Source organism: Streptomyces sp. NPDC006458 (assembly GCF_040612135.1).
Lineage (GTDB): Bacteria > Actinomycetota > Actinomycetes > Streptomycetales > Streptomycetaceae > Streptomyces.
Map to the genome: position 1 here is coordinate 1 of NZ_JBEXPR010000007.1, position 20,032 is coordinate 20,032.

Genomic DNA, 20,032 nt, shown 5'->3' on the forward strand with positions numbered 1-20,032 from the left:
GGAGCTCCTGTGGTGAGGATGTCTTGGAGGACAACCCTCTTCTACAGCAGCTCCGCTGCCTCGTTCACGGGCCTTGACGAACAGCCCCCGCCCTTAACTGAACGGCGTTGGCGCTAGAAGTGAACCCGAACGCCGTCGTGGCCGAGCGCCGGAAGCGCCTGCCCACGATCCTGGACAAGCTGAAGCGCCACCCCACGATGAGCGTGACCACCATGCAGGACTTGGGGGGCTGCCGGGTGGTCTTCGACACCGTTGCCGAGGTGGACGAGTTGGTCAGCGTCCTGGTGGACTTGCCACGGAGCAAGAACCGCGTCAAGAAGGTCTACGACTACCTACGTGATGACCCGGGGCCACGCGACTCTGGCTACCGGGGTGTTCACCTGGTGTACGAGTACGGGGCCTCGAAAAAGGAGTACCACGGCCTGCGGATCGAGCTGCAGGTGCGCACGCGGCTCCAGCACGCCTGGGCGACCGCCGTCGAGACCATGGATTTGTTCTCGGGCAGCGAGCTGAAGTACGGGAAGGGCGACACGGGCGTGCTCAGGTTCTTCGTCCTGGTCGGCTCGCTTATGGCGTATGAGGAAGGCACCACCCCGGTACCCGGCGCCGAGGGGACGCGGGAGGAGTTGGCGGCCGAGTTGGCGCGCTTGGAGGCGAACGTCGGCGTTCTGGAGCGGCTACGAGGCTACGCGGCGATCGTGGGCGAGCACGCCAAGACGGACCGCCGGAACACGCTGACCCTCGAGCTCTGGCGGACCGAGGGACAGCTCACAGTGACGGTACACGAGACGCTGGCCGCCGCGGAGGCCCGGATCACCGAGTTGGAGGCGTTGGACGACGAGGACCTGGACGCGGTGCTCATCAACATCGCCCGGATCAGCCAGCTGCGCGACGCGTACCCGAACTACTTCGCAGACACCGGCCGTTTCACCGAGTTCGTCATGGCGTGCCTTTAGGCGCTGATCGGTGACGTACCCCACGTTGAAGCAGGCGAGGAGGAGCAGTGGAGTGACGGCAGTCTTTGACGGCAACACCAGTGGACGTTGCCGTACTGGGAGGCCCGAACGCACACCATTCACAGAGACGAACAAGCCTCACCGCTGATCAGCGGAACGCCCGGATGATCTCCTAAAGCGGGTGTCGCAGGTTCGAATCCTGCCGGGGACACAGCCAGAAGGGCCAGCTCAGGAGGGGTTTCCTCCCAGGCTGGCCCTTAGCCGTTTCAGGCGCCGTGCCACACGCGTGCCACTACGTCCGCTCAGGGTCCTCCCCGGGGGATCTTGAAGCCACTCCCCCGCCGCCCCGGATCATGACCCCGAGCCGATCCGCGATGGCCCGGTCCCGGTCGCTGGTCATGTGCTGGTAGATCAGCGCGGCCCTGGAGCTGCTGTGCCCCATGCGCGTCATCAGCTCGCGTGTGCTGGCCCCGGCCGTGGAGGCGAGCGTATTGCCAGTGTGCCGAAGATCGTGGAAGTGCAGCTCGGCCGTGACGCCCGCGGCCTTCCGGGCCTTAACCCAGTCGTCCCGGAAGTTGCTCCGCCGCAGTTGCCCGCCCTGCGGCCGACGAAGACGTGCCCTTCGCGGCCGGGAGCGGCGAAGTGCTCCAGGTGATGCCTGACCGCGTCCAGCAGTTCGGCCGGGAAGGAGACGGAACGAACCCCGGCCGCGGACTTCGGTGCCTTGTCGAAGAGCCGACCGTCCTGCAGCTCGGCCTGAGCGCGGCGCACAGTGACAGTCAGCGCCTCCAGGTCGATGTCCCGGCGTCGCAAGGCCGCCAGCTCCCCGAACCGCAGCGTGGTGAAGGCCGCCAGAAGCACGAGCAGCCGGTAGCGCGGCGCGATGGAGTCGGCAACGGCGAAGACCTCCGCGACCGTGAGGACCGGCCGCTCGGGCACGTCGTAGCGGTCTGCGCCCTTGATGCGGCACGGGTTGCGCCGGATCAGTTCATCGTCGACGGCCGTATTCATCAGGGCGCGCAGCAGTTGGTACGCCTTGACGACCGTCGGCTCCCCGATGCCGGCCGCGAGGAGCTTGCCGCGCCAGCTGCGTACCCGGGCCGTGGTCACGTCGGCCACGCTCCCGGCCCCGAAGGTGGGCAGGATGTGCAGCCGCATCACCGACTCGTTCCGCTCACGGGTCCGGTCGGCAAGCTTCCGGTCCCGCAGCCACGCGGTGGCGTACTTCTTGAAGTTCACCGCACCGGCGTCCGGGTCCGACCACTGCCCGCGCGTGATGTCCGACTCGATGTGCGTCAGCGCGACTTGGGCGTCTGTCTTGGTCGGGTAGGTCTTCTCCGCCGGGCGCAGTTGCCCCGTCTCCGGGTCCCGGTAGCGGACCTGCCACCGGCCGGACGGAAGCTGCCGGACCGAACCGAAGTCCCTTCGCCTCCCCTTCTTGTTGGCCATCAGGCAGCCCTCCGCAGGGAGCTGCGCCGATGGCCGATCGGCTGCACCGTATGGGCGTCGATGAAGGCGTTCAGTGCGCTCTCCGGGATACGGACGTGTCGGCCGACCTTGACGAACACGATGCGTCGCTCGGCGATCAGGCGGCGCGGAAAGCGTTCCGTGGTGCCGAGGAGTTCGGCCACCTGCGACACGGTCAGGTAGCGGTCAGCCATGGGTGGACTCTCCTTCCGTTCCGAGGGCGGGTTCGAGGGTTTCGGCGAGCCAGGCTTCGGCGTCGGTGAGGCCGGTCCCGGCGTAGACCCAGTGCGCGAGGACGAGGGTTGTGGCCGGGCCGGTCTCGGTCGCTTCGGCGGCTTGTGCGCGGCGCCACTCGGCGCGGGCATCACGGAGGGCGCCGAGGGTGGTGGAGTAGCGACGGGACTTTGTGGAGAAGTGGCCACGGAAGCCGAGCATGTGGGCCCAGGCCCGCAGGCGGAGGTGCTCGAGGTCCTTCCGGGCGCCGAGCGTCCAAGCCGTGCGGATCAGTTGGCGGGCGTGGTCGCTGATGTCGAGCTGGGCGAGTTCGGCGAGGAACTTAAGCGGCCGGTCCAGGGCTCCCGTGGCGGTCTCGGCGCCTTTGGTCGCGTACTTGGCGATGTACGCGGCAACGGCCCGCTCGCTCAGCTCCTGGCCACCGTCGAAGTCGGCCGAGCGGATGGTGCGTACGTCAAGCTGACGGCCGAAGGTGAAGACATGCGCGCGGCCGTCGATGACGGGGCCCTCCACCCGAACCGCAGTAGCAGCGGCGCGGATCGCGCCGGTCAGCAGCTCGGCGGTGGCCCAGGCGGGAGGCGGGGTGTCCCCGCCCTCAGGGCCGTCGATGCGGATGACGGCGTGGAAGTGGACGGTCCCACGCTTCTGGTACTCGGCGACCTTGGCGAAAGACACCCGGGCGTGCTCGCGGAAGGCGCGCTGAGTCAGTCCGGCGCACTTGGCGACCTCCCGGCGCAGGTAGGTCGAGAAGCGCCGCCACAGGGGACCGGCGTGCGCGTTCCAGACACGGCCGCTTCGTAGTCGTAGGTGTCCGGGTCAAGCAGGGTGCCGAGTGCGGGGTCGTCCTGATCGTGGAGCGTGCCGCAGCGGCAGCGGCAGCGGCGGACCGAACCGGCCGGTCCGGTGGGGCGGTTGTGGACCGGGCCAAAGCTCGGCGCGGTGAAGGTGGCGAACACTCGCGGATGTGCGGCAACGCGTTCGGGGACGCCCTTGCCGCCGCGAAGGCCGGAGGTGATCAGGTGGAAGGTGTCGCGGCGGTAGACCTCGGCGCAGGCCGCGCACCGGGTCGTGCGGCGGTTGTTGCAGCGGACCAAGAGGTGCCCGGCCGGGAGGCTGGACGAGTCGAGGTGGTGGAGGACGTTGCCGATCTCGCCGGTGCGGGTGTTCACGTCGTACTCGGTGCGGTGGCCGTCGAGGCGGATCGGGTGTGTGCAGCCGCCGAGGCCGGCGAGCTGGCGCAGGAGTGCGGGCATGGTGCCGAGGGCGGCCAGTTCGCCGAGTTCGTGGAGCGGAGGCGGAGTGGCGCGGGTGATGATGGCTTCTCCTTCTGGTTTCGGCTGGAGGGAGAGGGCCCCCGGGGCGGCGGATGCTTGGCGGTATCGAGGCCGCCCCGGGGGTCTGGTGTGTCAGCGGCGGTGCTGGTCGCGGAGTATCGAGCGCAGGACCACGGCGGCGACGGTCACGGAGACGGCCGTGACGGCGACGGCGGCCAGGAGGGCGGTCAGCACGACGCCGCCGACGAGGACGGCCGCGACCGCTCCCGTGCTGACGGAGATCTGAGGGGCGGGACGCCGCGCGGGCGCCTGGTCGGCAACGGTGTGGGGGTATGCGGGCGGCGGTGTCGGGCTGTCGGGGTACTTGGGCAGGAACACGGCGAAGCTCTCCTTACCTACTCGTCTAGTCATGTGAGCCGTTGACGATGTCCACGCCGGAGCGCGTACCGGACTCGATGGCCGGAGCCATGAACGTGTGCGAGAGCCAGAAGCCGAAGAGGGCGATCAGGACGACGATCCACGTGCGGACGCCGAGGAACTTGACCGCTCCCCAGGCGAAGAAGCCGAGGACGACGACGAGCGGCAGGCTGACGGTCACGGTTTCCGGGTCCTTTCAGCGGACGGGGCAGCGGTGGGTACGAGCGGCCAGCTCGGCGACAGCGCGGCTGTCGTAGTCGGCGGAGAAGCCGCAGCGAGGGGCGGTACAGGCAGCGGTGTGCCTTTCCCGGCCGCGACCGTCGTAGGACGTGCCGACCTGGACGGGGCCGATGCGGGTGACGGAGCGGAAACGGCGGTTGGCGCTCACGTGGGTCTCCTCTCAGAGCTGGGCGGCGATGGCGTCGGCCATGGGCGGCGGGACGCCGAGGCGGGCGCGCAGGGTCGGGGTGTCGATAGCCGTTCCGGTGCAGGCGTGGTGCTCGGCAGCGACTTTGCGGGCGTGCTCGACCAGGGCGACCGGGACAGCGACCGGAGGCGGGTCCGACGGTGGGTCAGGTGCCGGGTCGGCTACCGGTGGCATCGGTGGTTCTTGTGCAGGCTGGGGCACGTCCTCCTGGTCCTCGATGTCCTCGGGTTCCTGTTGGGCCACGGCGTTCTCGGTCTCGTCGGGCGACGCCGGCGGCGAGTGGACCAGGAGGGTTCCGCCAAGGAAAGCGACCGCGGGCCAGCCCGCGACGAGGATGCGGAGCCAGGCCGGTACGTGGTCCAGGTCGAGCAGTCCGGCTGTGGCCACGTTCGCGCCGAGGGACGCGGCGAGTGCGATCAGGAACCAGCACCACCCGGCCGCTTTCGCCTCCCCGTAGCGCAGTCGGCGCCAGGCAGCAACGAGCAGCAGGTCAACGCTGATCGGGTAGGCCCACGCTTTCCACCCGTCCTGTCCGGCCGCCGAGGCGACGTCGTGGAGATGGGCGAAGGACAGCGCGGCGGCGATGACCGCCTGAACGAGCACCGCATCGACGCGGGCCAGGTGGGCACGCATGCTGCGGCTCCTTCCGGTTCGGGCATGGGAGGGGTAGGGACGTGGCGTGAGGCGGTCACGCCGACCGAGGTTGCGCGGGTCAGTCGGTCACCGGTCGGGGCCGCACCGCCGGGCCCGGTGTCTCGACGGGCCGTACGGGCACGTTGGGCCGGAAAGGCTTGAGCGCGGGCAGGTCGGGAACCAGGTGGGCCGACTCCCGGCAGGTCTCGGCCGCTTCGCCCAGCGACAAGTACGGCGTGCGGATGCGGGACCAGCCGCCCGAGGTGTCACCGGCCACGGCGAGGCCGGGCCGTTCGGGGGCGATGGCGCAGGCGGCCGTGACCGCTTCGGATGCGATGTCGCCGAGTGCCATCTTCGCGGAGGCTTCGTCGTTCACCCGGTGGCAGACGCGACCGGTTAAGTGCGCTCGCAGCATGGTGGCGCCCTTGCCGAGTTCGGCGCCGAAGCGCTGCCCGCAGACCTCCAGGTAGATGCCGGCCGCGCGGCCGAGCTGGGCGAGCCGGATGAGCTGGGTGACCATCTCGTCCCGGCGTTCCTCGTCCTTCCTGGTGGCGACGAGGAACAGTTCAGCGACCTCGTCCACGAACAGAACGAGGGGAACGGGGCGTTCGGAGTCGGGCAGTCCCCAGACGTCCGAAGTGATTTCCTCAGCCGGAGTATCCGGGGCGACGCCCTGCCGGGCCTTGATCAGGTCGTATCGGTCCTCCATTTCCTTCACGAGCACGGGCAGCAGCTCGGCGGCCTGCTCCGGATCGGTAGCCAGCGCGGACAGCCGAGGAGCGAACGGTGCCAGCTCCACACCACGCTTGCAGTCGATGCCGACCAAGGCGACCGGCTGAGAGGTGAGTCCGGCGATCAGGTGCCGCAGATACATGGACTTGCCCGACAGCGTCGCGCCGAGGGTGAGTTGGTGGGGCACAGTCCGGTAGTCGCGCACGAAGGGCGTGGCGTCCTCCCGCAGGGCAACCGGAACGCTCAGCAATCCACTGTCGATCTTGCGCGGCATCCGCACCCGGTGCAGGACATCGAAGCCGACAAGACGCAGTTCGACCACACCCGGCTTGACCGTCGAGACGTACACCGCATGAACGCCCCAAGCGTGCCGCAGCCGTTCCGCCGAGGCTGCCACGTCGGCGGGTTCCTGCCCCGGAGCGAGCCGTAGACGGAGCCGCAGACCGGTCGAGGTGGGCCGGATAATGCCCCGACGCGGCGGTACGGGACGGACCTCGCGGCGAGTGGTGGCCTTGACCGCCAGCATCCGCAGCCGGGACGGAGCCACGGTCAGGCCGCAGGCTTCCATGACCGAGCTGTAGGAGCTGAGGAGCCGGGCCGCGGATATCGGCAGGCCGACCGTGGACCAGTACACCCCGGGATGCTCTGCCCGGGCGTAGGCGGCCCCGCCGCCGAGTGCGGCGACAGGACCACCCACCTCCAGGAGTGTCGTCAGATCGGTCATCAGGCAGCGGCCCCGGTGGCGGCCGGGAAGGCGGCCGGTGTCACGGCGGCGGCGCGGTAGGCGATGCCGTGGCGCTGCTGCCCGTTGAAGACGCTCTCCCACGGTCGGGCCACCAGCCCCGGCAGCGAGACCGGAGCCCCGAGCGTCAGCCCCTCGGACACTCCGCTCTCGGGAACGGTGACCTTGATCAGCGACGACTCGCCGTCCTCCAGGTAGACGACGCCGATCGTCATCAGGGCCTCGCCGCTGGTGGTGTCCTTGGCGATCTCGCCCGTCTGCCGGTCGCGGACCTTGGGCTCGGGCGCCTCGGTCAGCAGGATCGTTGCGGCGGAGGTCTCTACACGGATGGTGCGCAAGGCTTCTTCCCATCTACTCGTCTATACAAGTAAGCGCGTTGGGGTGTACGAGTTCGGAGAAGCACCACGCGCACCACCGCCGATCAGATACTCACGTCGCCGGGAGCTGGTACGACAGGACGTACGCGTCGGCCGCCATGACCGTGTCGCAGACCTCTACAGCCCGTCCCTCCTGGTCGAACGCCGTGCGGATCAGGTGAATGACCGGCACGCCGGAGGCCAGCCGCAGCGTGCGCACCTCATCAGGCGAGGGCATCCGGGCACGAATCTCTTCCTCGAAGTGGTCGAGGCGGTGCCCCAGCTCCTCGAGGCGTGCGTAGATGCCGCCGGGCCCGGGGTTGGGCTCGGCGATCGGTGTGCCCCGCGCGATGTCGAGCGGCAGATACGAGGTGGCGAACTCCACCGGCCGCCCGTCCAGCAGATACCGGCGACGCCGGGCCAGCACTCGCCGCACGGACCCGAGCCGGGTGGAGACGTCCTGGCTGGCCTTCTCCTCCTTGACCTCCAGGCTGTCCACCTGCGGGTGACTGCCGGCGGCGTCGGCCTCGACGATGAACGCGGACTTCCCCTGCTCGCGGTGACGCCGGGCGAACCGGTCGGAGGCGAGCCGCCGGACAGGCGGGCGTGGTCGCACGAAGACGCCCTTGCCGTGCTCGGCGTGCACCAGGCCCTCGCCTTGGAGGACGGAGAAGGAGTTTCGAACCGTCATACGGGAAACCCCGTAGCGCTCGACTAGTTCGGCCTCGGAGGGCAGCTTTTCGCCCTCCTTGAATCGCCCACGGTCGATGGCCTCGCGCAGCTGGTCGGCGATCTGCCGGAAGACCGCACGATCGCTCGTGGGGTCGAGATCGCCGAGGAGGCCGGAGGAAAGAGAGGGCACGTGTACTCCTTTAGGTATCTAGACGAGTGGGCGAGCTTTGTTGCTACGGTGGAGAGCCTAGCCATCCGAGAGGGCAGAGGAACGTGAGCACCGACCGTCCGCACTCCGTGAGCGTCGCCGGAGTCATCGTCGACGACCAGGACCGCGCCCTCTTGATCAAGCGCCGCGACAACGGCCACTGGGAACCCCCGGGCGGCGTCCTCGAACGCGAGGAAACCATCCCCGAGGCCCTCCAGCGCGAAGTTCTCGAAGAGACCGGCATCAAGATCGCGCTTCCCGCGATGCTGACCGGGATCTACAAGAACATGAAGGGTCTGATCGTCTCCATGGTCTTCCGCTGTGAGGCCGCCGACGGCACGCCCACCACCGGGGACGAGACCCGCGCACTGCGCTGGGCCACCCGCGAAGAGGTCATCGAACTCGCCGACGAGGCGTACGCGATCCGCGTCCTGGACGCACTCGACGCGGTATCCCCGCCGGCCATCCGCGCCCACGACGGCGTCAAACTCGTCTAGCCCGAACCCGCTGCACATGGCGGCCTACCAGCACGAAGGAACTTGTATGCACGAGTATACGAGCACCGCCCGGGTCTGGGGACTCACTTGCCCAGGTTTTCCGGAAGAGGTCAGCCGAGCCCGCCGCTGGACACGGGACATCCTGCGCGGATCTCCCCTGGCCGACGATGCCGAACTGATCGTGAGCGAGTTGAGCGCGAACGCGATCCTTCACACGGCGAGCGGCGGCCTCGGCAGCTTTCACCTGGCCCTCGCGGTCTCCCCCAAGGTGGTCGCCCTGTCGGTCACCGACGAGGGAGGAACGGGCACCGCCCCGAAGGTCGAGCAGCCGAGCGAGGACGCCGTACACGGCCGCGGCCTGAGCATGGTCAGCGTCATCGCACACCGGGTCGTCGTCCATGGCAACCACAGCGGCTACACCGTCACCGCCGAACTCTTCACGGACACCCAGCCCGGAGGCGACCCGTGCTGATGGACAAGCCCCAGCGCGGATTCTGGTGCGAGTGCTGGACTCAAGACGTCAACGACGAGACGGGATCGCCGGCACTCCGAGCATCGTTCGACGCCTACTCGGCACCACAGGCCGACAGATGGGTAGCGGTCGCCCTGCGCACCATCTCACCAGCACTCGATCCGGACGCCTCCGACGAGGCCTGGGCCTGGCTCTACGACGGCCGCATCGACACACGACGAGCCCTCTTACGCATGGAACCCTGCACGGTCTCTGTAACCCACGCCAGCACCCGCATCACATGGACGATCCGGCCAGTGGTCTTCCTGCCTCTGGCCCACCGCCAAGGTGTCGAACTCCCAGCCTGCGCACACGACTTCCGGCCCCACGCCACAGACTGAGTTACAACTTTCTCTACTGGTTCAAGGCGGCTCGCTCCGCTCACCGCGCGCGGCCCGGCCCCCGGCCGGGCCTGCGCTCCTGTCTCCGCCCCGCTCCAGCCCGGCCGCCGTCCGAGCCGCGCTCTCAGCAATCAGCCACCATATAAAGAGAAGAGCTGTGCGTGGCCTGGGCGGTCAGCTTCACATTGCAAAATGCCAACCGATGCAAGGCCGGAACCAGGCCCTCCAAGTAACTTGCTAGACCTCTACGGACGGAAAAGTTAAGGAGCCCGCGCCACGCTAATGATATTTCTCGTACCACTTCTCCTTCATGGCGGCATAAAAGTCCCCCACCTTCACATGAAGGTTCAGTTGAGTTTCATTCGGCAGACTCGACTTCGAGTAGTAATACTCGCCGAGAAGTGAACTATTTACCACGATAGCCCTCATGGAGCGGACTCCATGAATGAAGTTATCGACACCCAGGAAGGCGTTTAGCACGTCCGCATCTAGCGCATTAACCCCATCCTCACGACCGTCAAATAGATGGGTCTCACTTTCCAATATGGACCGAAGCAAGATCGCTCTCCGCAGAACCCAAAGCGGATCACCATCCCGCTTGTCAATTCCCTGCAGCTCCATGGTCCCGCGCACCCTGCTCAAAAAGTCAGGGCCTTTCGCCAGCTTAAATTCGCCCTCACTGCCCAGCTTCTCAAATTCGTCCAGACTACTTGCAACCCCTCCCGCAAATACAAAGACGGATCGCCCTATGGGATGCACGGCTTGCCCTTGCTGAAAACTACCGTCCTGCATCGGAGACAGGAAATACCGAAGCCAACCTAGGACTCCGTCAAAATCTGTATCGAATTCATCCCAAAGCACTACGGGCACGCGCCCCCTCAGGCGGTGATCGCGGAGCAAATGGAAGGAGTCGATCAATTCGGAAGTCTCTCGGAATTGGGAAAGATTGAACTCCTCAATCTTCAGCTCCCTGTCCTGGATTTTCAGTGTCCCTATGATCTCCTTAACTGCCGTAGATTTACCCGATCCCGGCTGTCCGAATATGGCTATGGACAGGGGTACTGGCGTCCTAGCTTGTTGCATCTCCCAGTAATTCCGGACACGAGTCCCGCGCCTCTCGACATAATCTTTAACCAGCGACCTAACTGATTGATAGCTCTCGATCTCTCGCCGATCAACGCTGACTACTTTTCCGTATTTCAGGTGAGGGACTTTCGTTTCTTCCAGCACCTTTTTGGCGCCCCTGTAAACAATCTCATGTGCGATTTCATCCAGGCGGCGCGGGCTAACATTAAGTACCGTCCAGGAGCTTCCAGCCTCTCTGTCCACTTTCACTTTTTCGAGGCGATCGATAACGGCGCCATTGATTGCGGCACTTACCTCCTCCACGGGGAAGCCGAGGGGGACGTGATCAGTTACTGGACCAAATCCGGCATCATAAATCTTTTGCATTGCCCCGATGCCGTGCCATACTCCTTCCTCCATGACGTAATTGTCCACCCCAAAAGACGTATCACCCTCCCATGAAGCCAGGATTTTGCGACAAATCGCCGCAGTCAAAGCAGATGTGTACCCCCACATTCTTCCATTGAGCCAGAAATCCGACGACCCCTCTACTGTTGAGGCATCGTAGAATAGACTCAATTGGGCGGCACTGTCGGCCTCTCTGTCAAATAGCAGCGCCCCTGCTGGACCAAATGACACAACGACGAACCGGTACTGGTTAAGTCGATCTTGGGCACGGAAAACTCGAGCGCAATCGGATGCTTCGAGATCCCAAGCCGTGCTTCGGCTTATTTTCGTCCCGGGGATGCGCCTTAGGTCGTCCGCTGTAGTTATGACGATAACCTTGTCTCTGCGTTGAGTGAGAGCCTCGTGCAGTTTGTCATGACGGTCCAGCATCCCATCCCCACCCAGCTTCACAAGTAGCCACGGGCTTTTATCTTTTCGGTTAATCGCCTTGGGTAGATCATGATCCTCAAAATACTTTAGCCCGGATTCAACGAGTACGAGAAGATGAGCCTCCTCAGGATCATCCTTCATCTCGCAAATGTCATTATGGCCTATACATGGCGTGCGCCTTCTGGTCATCCCGATGCCGTCCGACATTCGCCAGCAAAAGTTTTCGTCATCTTCGAAATCGGTTACACTCCCACTTTTTGGAAAACGCCCAAGGATGGCATAGTGGTGACTGATCCTCTCTTCGGCCCAACTAATCTCACTCCGTGCATTCGTATAAGAAAGGAAGTCTGCCCCGTCTCGTGCCCCCTCGATCAACATGGTCAGCAGACGAGCACCCCCAGGTATCTCTCGTTGGGTAACCTCCTGTTGTCGTTCTTGCCACTTGGTTCCGGTGGTACGCCGTGGCTCATCTTCTTTACGCCGAGCCATGACCCAATCAGCTACGGCGTCTCCTGAAACTACGACTCTTGGCTGGTTTGAATGGGGTGTACCCATGACCACCCTCCGGCTCCGAAGTCACTCAGCAACGACTCGCCATCACTCATGATTCGGCGAGAAGGAGATAATTGAGCCCAAACGTCCGCGCAAGGCGCTTGCTCTTTCAGGATGACGCGATTCCTAGCGACTGGCAATCGGAGGGCTACGGACAGCAGGATCATGACCCGCCCCATTGCCTACTTGTCATCTGCTGAGGCAGAGACGTACCAGGCCGAGCCGGAAAGGATGCCCTGTGGGAGAGGGCAAGAGTCAGGCCATCTACGTGCCAGGTGCTGCCAGGGGATCAGGAAGCAGCTGGGGCAAGGCCGCTGTCCGAGACTGCAACGCTGCTCGCAGCAAGGCAGTTACTAACCTCGATCTTGCATGAGGGTTCGTCAGCTTGCTGACGGACCCTTTCGGCTTGATCGGGGTGGCTATTTGGGCAGGTGGGCAGGCGGGTGGCCCGGCTGTCGCGCCGGGTGGCGCCGGGTTCCACGGCTCCGGTCGGGGTGTGCTGCTCGCAGGGGCGGGACGCTGCTGGTCAGCCGGGGTGCGGCAGGGCCGCGAGCCGTTGCAGGGCGTCGGTGATCATGCCGGTCCAGGGCCAGTGCTTGGCGAGGCGGAGAATGCGACGCCGACCGGTGGTGACCAGCTGGGCAGCCGCGGAGAACAGCCGCAGCCGCAGGCGCCGGGGCTCCCATCGGCGGGCCTGGCCGGTCAGCGCGAGCATCGGCAGCCAGGCCAGCAGGTCGAGGGCGATCTGGACGATCTCCAGCCAGACCTGGTTCTGTGCTGTGTCGTGCAGGGGCAGGTTGCGCAGGCCGGTGGCCCGCGCGGCACGGATGCGGTCCTCGGCCCTCGCGCGCTGGCGGTGCCGCAGCTCCAGCGCCGCGATCGCGGTGTTCTTGGTGTTGGTGGCGAAGCAGGTCAGGCGCATGCCGTCGGCGTCGGTGAAGCGCAACTGGGCGCCGGGGTGCGGCCGTTCCTTCCGCACGATCAGCCGCATCCCCTTGGGCCAGCCTTTGAGGCAGTCGCCGTCGAGTTCGGCCACCCAGGCGCCGGCGCGGACCTCGCCGTCGGGCTCGACGGCCGGCGTCCAGGCCGACGCCGGAACCTTCAGGACCGCCTCGTGGATGGCATCGGTGATGGTCATGCCAACCGAGTAGGACAGCCACCGGCCGCGGGCGGAAAGCCAGTCGACGAATTCGTGGGTGCCCCCGCCCGAGTCGGTGCGGATCAGCGTCTGCCGTCCCCGTCGGTACTGCTTCGGCAGCTGCTTCAGGGCGAGGCGGGCGGCTTCGATGTGGTCGGCGGCGGTGTTGCTGCCCGCGTTCCCGGGCCGCAGCAGCCCGGCCACCGGCTCCCCGGATCCGCCCCGGCCGTGGTCGACGAACCCCATCAGCGGATGGTGCCCGAAGGTCTTCTTCCAGGTCGCGGCGGCATCCTGCTTCTCGGAATGCGCGAGGACGAGCACCCCGTCCAGGTCCACGATCACCTGTCCGGCCGCGTCCGGCGCCGCCTGGCCGGCCAACCTCCATACATGTTCTCGGACTTGAGCGCGGGCCTGCCGCACTGCGATCAGCGCCCGCTTCCCGCTCGCAGCCAGCGTGTCGATCAGCCGGGAGACCGTCGGATCGGATGCCACCGGCCCGAACACCGCCGGCTCGGCCCGCAGCAGACCGACCTCTGCCAGGCAGTCTCCGCCCAGTGCGACCGCGAGCGCCACGTCAAGCAGGACCTTGCCCGGATCATGCACCGTCCGCGGCTTGCGCCACGGCGTCAATGCCGCCGATATCGCCTGATCCAGACCGGCTTTGCGGATCGTCTCCACCAGCAGCACACCGCCGGCCTGGGATACCACCCCGCGACCACCGCCTTCGGTACGGACACGCGGGTAGGACCCGATACGCTTCTTCACCTGGAGAGTGCTTCTTTCACGCGACGACCTGGACCCTAGACAAGTCCCATCGTTGCAGGTCAGGAGCACTCTTCGCGTTTCTGATCACCCACCGGACGCACTGCCGCGTGAAAGCGCGAGGTTAGGGGCGGGTGCGGTCAACTCCCCCCCAAACAGGCGGGTTTCCGACTGGTGGAAGGCAGGGCGGCGGTAGCGTGCCGTCGACCACACACCACCACCCTCGACTGGGAGCCACTCCGCGATGTCCGGCCTTACCGACGTGCCGCGCGAACCTGAACCCGCAACCGCCGACAGTTACCAGCCGTGGGTGGGTGATGTCCTGCATCACCTCGCATACGAAGGCCAGCGGCTGTCGGAGGCCGACATACTCACCCCCCTCCCCGAGGGCTTCATGTTGACCTGGGAGGGCGTAGCCGCGATCCTCTCTGCCGCCTGGAAGACCGATAGGGAAGAACTCAAGTGGACCATAGACGTCCAAATAGCCCGACAGGTCAGATACGCCAGTGAGGGCGCATACATCTTCCATCGAAAATATGACTCCCCCGACCGATACAAACCTTACGTACTGCTTAGGAGCGTGTTCACCGCAGACTCAAATTCCACCTGGGGCGAACTCGTTGAAGAAGTCATTGAATTCCTCAATGAGCCAAAACCAGAGTATGGATGGAGTCTAGAGCCCGCCAGACAGTACGAGTATGCGAACAGCGTTATCACCTACCGGCGGGACGTCGCGACGGCGGAACGCCGCATCCGCAGGGCTCTTCTGTCGCGGTGGCTCCGGCTGGTGCCGCTCGTGGTGATGCCGCTGGTTCTGGCAGTGGTCGGATGGGGAAACCTGTGGCCGGAAGCCGTGCCGGACCTGCGCACGTTCAACATCGTGACCATCGCGGTGATGCTGGTCCTGGTGGTGGTGTTCCTGGTCGGCCACTTCCTGCGGGTGAAGGACGAGAAACACGGTGTCAAGTCGGTCTTCCTGCTCCGCAGAGATCTGGAGATCATCCATGACCGGTGGACCCTCAACGCCTCAAAGACACGCCCGACGACGGAACGGCGGGACGGCTACCGGGAGCACATACCGCGGGTCATAGATCGTCTACGGCGGGATACACGGTTCTACCGGCGTATTCACAACTGGTTTCAGTGGGGGGTGTTCTTCGCGTCGGTGGGGACCACGGCGACTACGGCTTTCTGGGAGACCCCGCAGCCGGGTAAGACGATCCTGATCATATTGGGGTCGTTCCTGGCCTTCGCTACCGCGGTGACGGGCTATTTCAAATTCCGAGAGCGGGCGTACAACCTTCAGCAGACCGCGGATCAGGTAGAGCAGCACGCCACGGCCTTCGATCTGGGGATTGCGCCGTACGCGGATGCGGACGCTGCGGTGAACCTGGAGCGGTTCGCGGAGAACGTGGAGACGCTTCGGATGGAGCAGCGCAAGCGGGAACAACAGTTGGAACAGCCGCATCAGGGGCAGGCCGACGTCATCTGACCGGCAGCAGGGCGGCCGTCAGTACGACCAACCCGAACGACGCGGCACCTCGTGCGAGGCGGACCTGGGAGGCGTTGGCAGGGCTAAGTGAACACGCACCTGTCTCCCCGGTGAGTGTCTGACCGCGTGACAACCACGGCGCACACCCCGCGGACAACCGTGGACGTCAGCAGACCATCCATGCAGGTGACAGCCCAGCAGCCGAAGGACAGGGGGCACCCCATATTGTTTCGGGACGAAGAGGTCGCTCCGTTAGGGTGCGCCGCATGACCAACGATGCCCCGGGCTGTCCCGAGTGCAGCCAACCCATGAAGTCCGGCGGCCTGGTGCTCTCCGAGCGGGAGGACGACGTGCCGGCGGACCTGTCGGTCGCTGTGGAGGTGTACCGATGGGCATGCCTGGTGGAGCTGGGCAGACCGGCCGGACGACCCATTGGAGGTCTGCTCAGTCCCGGGGCTGTTCCGGTGACATCCAACGCTGACATCAACGAGCACGGACGACGATGACCATCGGCAGCCACGCAGGGCACCGGTACGTGACGTGAGCCGCAACCACGGCGGGGGAGATCGAACTCCTAGATCGGGTGTCGCAGATTCGAATCCTGCTGGCGCACAGAGAAGCATCTGGTCAGAGGTCCTTCCGTCTCCGTAGGCGGGAGGGCCTTTGTGTTTGCGGGGCGTGTGGCGCATGGCCTCGATGGTGGAGAGCTGGGCAGGATGGCCGGCCACCTGGTGTCAGGACAGTGAAGGGCCTCGCGTGGCACGCCCCGGCGCCGTCGGCCGAGGGCCCTGGGGCTTCAGGCCGCCTCGGCCTGGACGCGTCCGGTCCGGATGGCGTCCAGCAGGGCCTGGTGGTCCTTCTCGTTCTGGTCCGCGTACAGCTCGGCGAACGTCGCCAGCGCGCGGTCGAAGGCGTCGCCGCCGCCCAGGTAGGCGGCGATCGCGATGCGGTCGCCGGAGCGGGCGTGGGCGCGGGCCAGTGTGGCGCCGCAAAGCCGGCCGAACAGGGCCATCCTCTTCGGCGACATGTTCTCGGCGACGGCGATGCCCTTCCAGTCGCGCAACTGGCGTACGTAGAAGTCCCGCCGCCTGCCGTCGATGCCCTGGACGCGTTCCCAGCCCAGGAAGATGTCGCTGGTGGCCTGCATGAGCCGCTGGCCGGCTACGACGCGCTCGCCCTGGTTGCGGAAGCCGCTGCCGCCGACGTAGGGCGCCAGCACCGACTCGTCGGCCTCCTTGGCCTGGAGGAACAGGGGATCCTCGTCGTCCTTGCCGAGCAACAGGATGATCCAGCAGCGGGTCCCCACGCTGCCCACACCGACCACCTTGCGGGCCATGTCGGCGACGCGGTAGCCCTGCAGCAGGAACCGGCGGTCCGTCTGCAGGGTCTCGCCGTAGTGCTCGATCAGGCGGGTGATCTCCGTCTCCAGCGCGCCGCGTTCGGCGTCCGGCAGCAGATCCTGGAGCCGGACCAGCAGCGGTGGATCGGGAGCGATCTGACGTCGGCCGTCGACGACGTGCGTGAGCTTTTCGAAGACCTGCAGCGTGTCATGTGCGCGGGCCCGTTGCGTGGCCTGCTCCCAGCGATCTCGTTGCCCGGAGCTGAGTATCTTGCCGAACTGCTGCGCCAGTTCGTCCGCGTCGGCACGGGTGTACCAGACGTCGAGATTGCCCATTCCGGCGAAGCTCCGCATGTGTTCGCGGTAGGACCCCACCGCCGCGCGTACCACCGTCGCCCGTTCCTCGGCGCTGAAGCCGTTCGCCCGGCCCGCTATGACGAAGCTGGCGGACAGGCGCTTGACGTCCCACTCCCACGGGCCGGGCAGCGTCTCGTCGAAGTCGTTGATGTCGAACATCAGCCGCCGCTCCGGGGACGCCAGCAGCCGGAAGTTCAGCATGTGCGCGTCGCCGCAGCACTGCACCCTGATCCCGGTGCGCGGCGTCTCCGCGAGGTCCGCGGCCATGATGGCGGCGGCTCCCCGGTAGAAGCGGAACGGCGCCTCGCTCATCCTGCCGTAGCGGATCGGCACGAGTTCCGGCACCCTCCTCGCCGACTGGTTCCCGATGATCTCCACCGGGTCCGTGCGCTTGGGCGGGGGCTGGAACTCGGCGTGGCTGGACCGGGGTACGTCCCCGCGCGCCGCCTTGCCGCGGGCGACACGCTCCTGCGGGGTGAGGTGCCGCGTCTCGTCGCCGGAGAGGTGGTTCTCGGTCATTGCGGACACGCTCCCTCTTCTGGTGGCCGGCGCGCAGCGCGTCGATCCACGGCCGCCGAGGCCGTGGATCGTCCAGCATGACGTCGAGTTCGGTGCCGAAGGGACGCTGCCGCGGCAGACGGTCCCTGCCCGACCGCACTGGGTCAAATGGGTGAATTCACCCATTTGCTTCAGGCTATCCCCGCAGGGTCCTCCCAGCTACCCGGGCCCGGAGGCCACGAACCGGCCGTTCACGCGCCGCCGTCGGTCGTAGTCGCGGCCGTGCCGTCCGGTCGCAGTCCCGGCCGTGCCCGTCCGGTCTCAGTCCCGGCCGTGCCGCCCGTTCGCCATCGGTGTCGGCGGCTGCTCGCCATCAGTGGCGGCGCCCGCTCGCCGACGGTGGCGGCGCCTGTTCGGCATCGGCTGCGCCGCGGCCGGGGGCGGCGAGGAGCGCGAGTAGCGCCGCGCCGGTACGACCAGCAGGATGCAGGCCAGGAGGATGGGACCAGAAGGGTGACCAGCAACAGGATGGTCGACGCCGTCGGGTGGTTCCTGAGCGCGAAGACCAGGGCCACGATCAGCAGGGCGGCCGGCACGAATCCAGCCCGGGCACCAGGTCCCCGTCCGGCCGGTGCGGACCTGGTGGGCGTACGCCCATCCGGCCGCCGAGTCCGCTGCGCGCTCCGATGTGTCCCGGACGGCGCGCGGGAGGCAGAAGCGGCGCGCTATGACCGGACGATGGCCGTGACCAGACGGGCGACCGCTTCGGCACGCCCTGATGGACCGTACGGGCGAGACGTCGCCCTCTCCACGGACCCCGGCGCCGCCCTGGTGTCGCGGGAATCGCTCCGCCCGGCGCCGGTGAATCAGTCGCGCTTGACCACGCACAGCGCCCAGATGACGAGCGCGTACAGCGCGATCAGGGTGATCGACCACAGCGGGTAGTACGGGATGGACAGGAAGCTGACGATGAGCAGCAGCCCGGCGATCCCGACCCCGATGACCCTCGCCCACACAGCGGCCGAGAAGAGGCCGATGCTCACCAGGACCGCCACGACTCCGAGAATCAGGTGGATCCAGCCCCAGCTGGTCAGGTCGAACTTGAAGACGTAGTTCGGGGTGCTGACGAAGACGTCGTCATCCGCGATCGCCATGATTCCCCGGAAGATGCCGAGGACACCGCTGATGAAGAGCATCACCGCGGCGAAGATCACCAGGCCGCCCGCGGCCGCACTGGACGATTCCGATCGATGGGGAGAAGCAGTCGTCGCCATTGCCGTGCCTCGATTCATCCCGGGGGCCCGCAGGATCGCGGCCCCTCTCCTCCATGCTGCGCCGTCCGGGCGGGCGGGGCCATTTCGGGCCGGTGAGGTGGGTGAGGTGTCTCCCGCGCCTCTCAGCGCGCCGTCTCAGCTGCGTTCGTCGGAAATCCAGCGCAGCTCGATCTCGAGCCATTGGCTTTCGTGAAGCCACGCGTCCAGGGCGGTCACCAGCCGACGGCTCACCGCTTCGACCGTCAGTGAGCGCCACCGGCAGCTCTTGAGAGGCTCGGCGAGTACTCCGATCCGCTCGTCGTGGCGGGCCACGGGGACCGCGTCGGCCGTTCCGGGTGAGTCGATCGCGGCGAGCGCGCGACGGCTGACCATCTCGGGCGTGAGCCTGCGCCAGTCGTACGGGCTCAGCGCCTCGCGCACCGCGCACACGCGCGTGTCCGTCAGGGAAGCCGGGCGAAACATGCGAGCCCTCCGCGGTGTGGGGATGCCTCCTCGACCATCACGTCGTCGGCCGGCACCGGGCCTTTCGCCCCGGCATCGCGCGGGTGCGACATTTCACGCGGATCGTACGTCCCTGGTCGGGCCGGTCGCTGTGTTCCCGCTCACAGAGCGTGGGCGGGCATCGAGGCGGGCCCTTCGCGCCCGGGACGGGAGCCCGGCGTCAGCCGCTGACGTGGGCGCGGATGGTCCGCAGGGCGCGTCGTGTCACCAGACCGATGACCGGGCTGGCGACCCGTAGAAGAGGAGTGACCGCAGGGGTGGCCTCGATGGCCATCGTCCAGGTGAGGCGGGAGCCGGACGGCGTGGACTCGACGGTCCAGTCCTCCGCCGCGCGTCGGAGGCCGGGAAGAGATGCCTCGACAGCGCCGAACGTGTACCGGCGCCCCTCGTCCCAGCGGAAGAAGCGCTCACGAGCGGTGAGCACTCCCAGCAACGTGACCTCGCGTTCGGTTCCGACGCCGAACGGGCGCGGCGAAAGCCAGCGCAGACCGGTGAACACCCCCACCCAGTGGACCAGCGTCTCGCCGGTCAGAACCTCCCAGATCCGCTCGGCGGGGGCCGTGGTCTCCACGGAGCTCACGTAGAGGAAGGGCGCGGACCGCAGGAATACGTCTCCGCTCATGGCGAGGGGATACCAGTGCCGGGCCATTTGAATTCGTCCTTTTGCTTTCTATTCCGCGTTGGCTTTTCTCAGCTCCTTGAGCCCCGCCTATTCGTCGGATTTTCGTCGTATGCGTGTCGTCCCGCAGG

20 protein-coding genes and 2 pseudogenes are annotated in these 20,032 nt (G+C 66.7%); 5 read left to right on the top strand and 17 right to left on the bottom strand.

The window, feature by feature from the left end:
- Positions 1-119 precede the first annotated feature (119 nt).
- A complete protein-coding gene (locus ABZZ79_RS11205) occupies positions 120-956 on the top strand; it encodes a RelA/SpoT domain-containing protein (protein WP_356688656.1) in 837 nt (278 codons plus the stop codon).
- A 292-nt stretch (positions 957-1,248) separates the two neighbouring features.
- Here ABZZ79_RS11205 and ABZZ79_RS11210 read toward each other — a convergent pair whose 3' ends face one another.
- The 11 genes and pseudogenes from ABZZ79_RS11210 to ABZZ79_RS11260 all read right to left on the bottom strand — a co-directional run bounded on the left by ABZZ79_RS11210 (position 1,249) and on the right by ABZZ79_RS11260 (position 8,100).
- Positions 1,249-1,926 (bottom strand): tyrosine-type recombinase/integrase, encoded by a 678-nt coding sequence (locus ABZZ79_RS11210; RefSeq protein ID WP_356688914.1) that lies wholly within the window; start codon positions 1,924-1,926, stop codon positions 1,249-1,251.
- A gap of 161 nt (positions 1,927-2,087) precedes the next feature.
- Positions 2,088-2,405: pseudogene (locus ABZZ79_RS11215) on the bottom strand (site-specific integrase); the annotation flags it as partial.
- The gene (locus ABZZ79_RS11220; protein WP_040252376.1) at positions 2,405-2,617 is read right to left on the bottom strand and encodes a helix-turn-helix domain-containing protein; all 213 of its coding nucleotides are present in this window, start codon (positions 2,615-2,617) and stop codon (positions 2,405-2,407) included. The pseudogene ABZZ79_RS11215 and the gene ABZZ79_RS11220, both read right to left, overlap by 1 nt.
- Positions 2,610-3,910 (bottom strand): annotated as a pseudogene (locus ABZZ79_RS11225) (replication initiator). The gene ABZZ79_RS11220 and the pseudogene ABZZ79_RS11225 overlap by 8 nt, the downstream one beginning before the upstream one ends.
- A gap of 153 nt (positions 3,911-4,063) precedes the next feature.
- Positions 4,064-4,309: a SpdD protein gene (locus ABZZ79_RS11230; protein WP_356688657.1), complete on the bottom strand. Its 246-nt coding sequence runs from the start codon at positions 4,307-4,309 to the stop codon at positions 4,064-4,066.
- Between the two features lie 25 nt (positions 4,310-4,334).
- Entirely contained in the window at positions 4,335-4,529 is a 195-nt protein-coding gene (locus tag ABZZ79_RS11235; protein ID WP_018471713.1) for a hypothetical protein, read from the bottom strand.
- A 15-nt stretch (positions 4,530-4,544) separates the two neighbouring features.
- Positions 4,545-4,736, bottom strand: coding sequence for a mobile element transfer protein (locus ABZZ79_RS11240; protein ID WP_356688658.1), 192 nt, complete (start codon positions 4,734-4,736; stop codon positions 4,545-4,547).
- A gap of 12 nt (positions 4,737-4,748) precedes the next feature.
- A complete protein-coding gene (locus ABZZ79_RS11245; RefSeq protein WP_356688659.1) occupies positions 4,749-5,408 on the bottom strand; it encodes a DUF2637 domain-containing protein in 660 nt (219 codons plus the stop codon).
- Positions 5,409-5,487: 79 nt separating this feature from the next.
- Positions 5,488-6,864 (bottom strand): FtsK/SpoIIIE domain-containing protein, encoded by a 1,377-nt coding sequence (locus tag ABZZ79_RS11250; protein WP_356688660.1) that lies wholly within the window; start codon positions 6,862-6,864, stop codon positions 5,488-5,490.
- Complete coding sequence (locus ABZZ79_RS11255; protein WP_356688661.1) at positions 6,864-7,220, bottom strand: hypothetical protein; 357 nt, start codon at positions 7,218-7,220, stop codon at positions 6,864-6,866. Before ABZZ79_RS11255 ends, ABZZ79_RS11250 begins: the two co-directional genes overlap by 1 nt.
- 91 nt (positions 7,221-7,311) lie before the next feature.
- Positions 7,312-8,100 (bottom strand): GntR family transcriptional regulator, encoded by a 789-nt coding sequence (locus tag ABZZ79_RS11260; RefSeq protein WP_356688662.1) that lies wholly within the window; start codon positions 8,098-8,100, stop codon positions 7,312-7,314.
- A gap of 107 nt (positions 8,101-8,207) precedes the next feature.
- Between ABZZ79_RS11260 and ABZZ79_RS11265 the strand changes: the two genes are divergently transcribed.
- Genes ABZZ79_RS11265 through ABZZ79_RS11275 form a run of 3 tightly spaced genes read left to right on the top strand, consistent with a single transcriptional unit; the run spans position 8,208 to position 9,467 of the window.
- Positions 8,208-8,615, top strand: a complete 408-nt coding sequence (locus ABZZ79_RS11265; RefSeq protein WP_356688915.1) for an NUDIX hydrolase — start codon at positions 8,208-8,210, stop codon at positions 8,613-8,615.
- A gap of 46 nt (positions 8,616-8,661) precedes the next feature.
- A complete protein-coding gene (locus ABZZ79_RS11270) occupies positions 8,662-9,087 on the top strand; it encodes an ATP-binding protein (protein WP_356688663.1) in 426 nt (141 codons plus the stop codon).
- A complete protein-coding gene (locus tag ABZZ79_RS11275; RefSeq protein WP_356688664.1) occupies positions 9,087-9,467 on the top strand; it encodes a hypothetical protein in 381 nt (126 codons plus the stop codon). The genes ABZZ79_RS11270 and ABZZ79_RS11275 overlap by 1 nt, the downstream gene beginning before the upstream one ends.
- Positions 9,468-9,746: 279 nt before the next feature.
- Here the strand turns inward: ABZZ79_RS11275 and ABZZ79_RS11280 are convergent, their stop codons facing one another.
- Both ABZZ79_RS11280 and ABZZ79_RS11285 read right to left on the bottom strand, forming a co-directional pair.
- The gene (locus ABZZ79_RS11280; RefSeq protein WP_356688665.1) at positions 9,747-11,510 is read right to left on the bottom strand and encodes a hypothetical protein; all 1,764 of its coding nucleotides are present in this window, start codon (positions 11,508-11,510) and stop codon (positions 9,747-9,749) included.
- A gap of 937 nt (positions 11,511-12,447) precedes the next feature.
- Positions 12,448-13,824 carry an IS1380 family transposase gene (locus ABZZ79_RS11285; RefSeq protein WP_356688666.1) on the bottom strand — a complete coding sequence of 459 codons (1,377 nt, stop codon included), beginning with the start codon at positions 13,822-13,824 and terminating at the stop codon, positions 12,448-12,450.
- 241 nt (positions 13,825-14,065) lie between these two features.
- On the opposite strand from ABZZ79_RS11285, the gene ABZZ79_RS11290 reads away from it, so the two are divergent.
- Entirely contained in the window at positions 14,066-15,313 is a 1,248-nt protein-coding gene (locus tag ABZZ79_RS11290) for a DUF4231 domain-containing protein (protein ID WP_356688667.1), read from the top strand.
- A 796-nt stretch (positions 15,314-16,109) separates the two neighbouring features.
- Here the strand turns inward: ABZZ79_RS11290 and ABZZ79_RS11295 are convergent.
- From ABZZ79_RS11295 to ABZZ79_RS11310, 4 genes are all read right to left on the bottom strand, one after another.
- Entirely contained in the window at positions 16,110-17,528 is a 1,419-nt protein-coding gene (locus ABZZ79_RS11295; RefSeq protein ID WP_356688668.1) for a DUF2252 domain-containing protein, read from the bottom strand.
- Between the two features lie 845 nt (positions 17,529-18,373).
- Entirely contained in the window at positions 18,374-18,781 is a 408-nt protein-coding gene (locus ABZZ79_RS11300; protein ID WP_356688669.1) for a hypothetical protein, read from the bottom strand.
- A gap of 135 nt (positions 18,782-18,916) precedes the next feature.
- Positions 18,917-19,243, bottom strand: coding sequence for a hypothetical protein (locus ABZZ79_RS11305; RefSeq protein ID WP_356688670.1), 327 nt, complete (start codon positions 19,241-19,243; stop codon positions 18,917-18,919).
- 199 nt (positions 19,244-19,442) lie between these two features.
- Entirely contained in the window at positions 19,443-19,904 is a 462-nt protein-coding gene (locus tag ABZZ79_RS11310; RefSeq protein ID WP_356688671.1) for an SRPBCC family protein, read from the bottom strand.
- Positions 19,905-20,032: the final 128 nt, after the last annotated feature.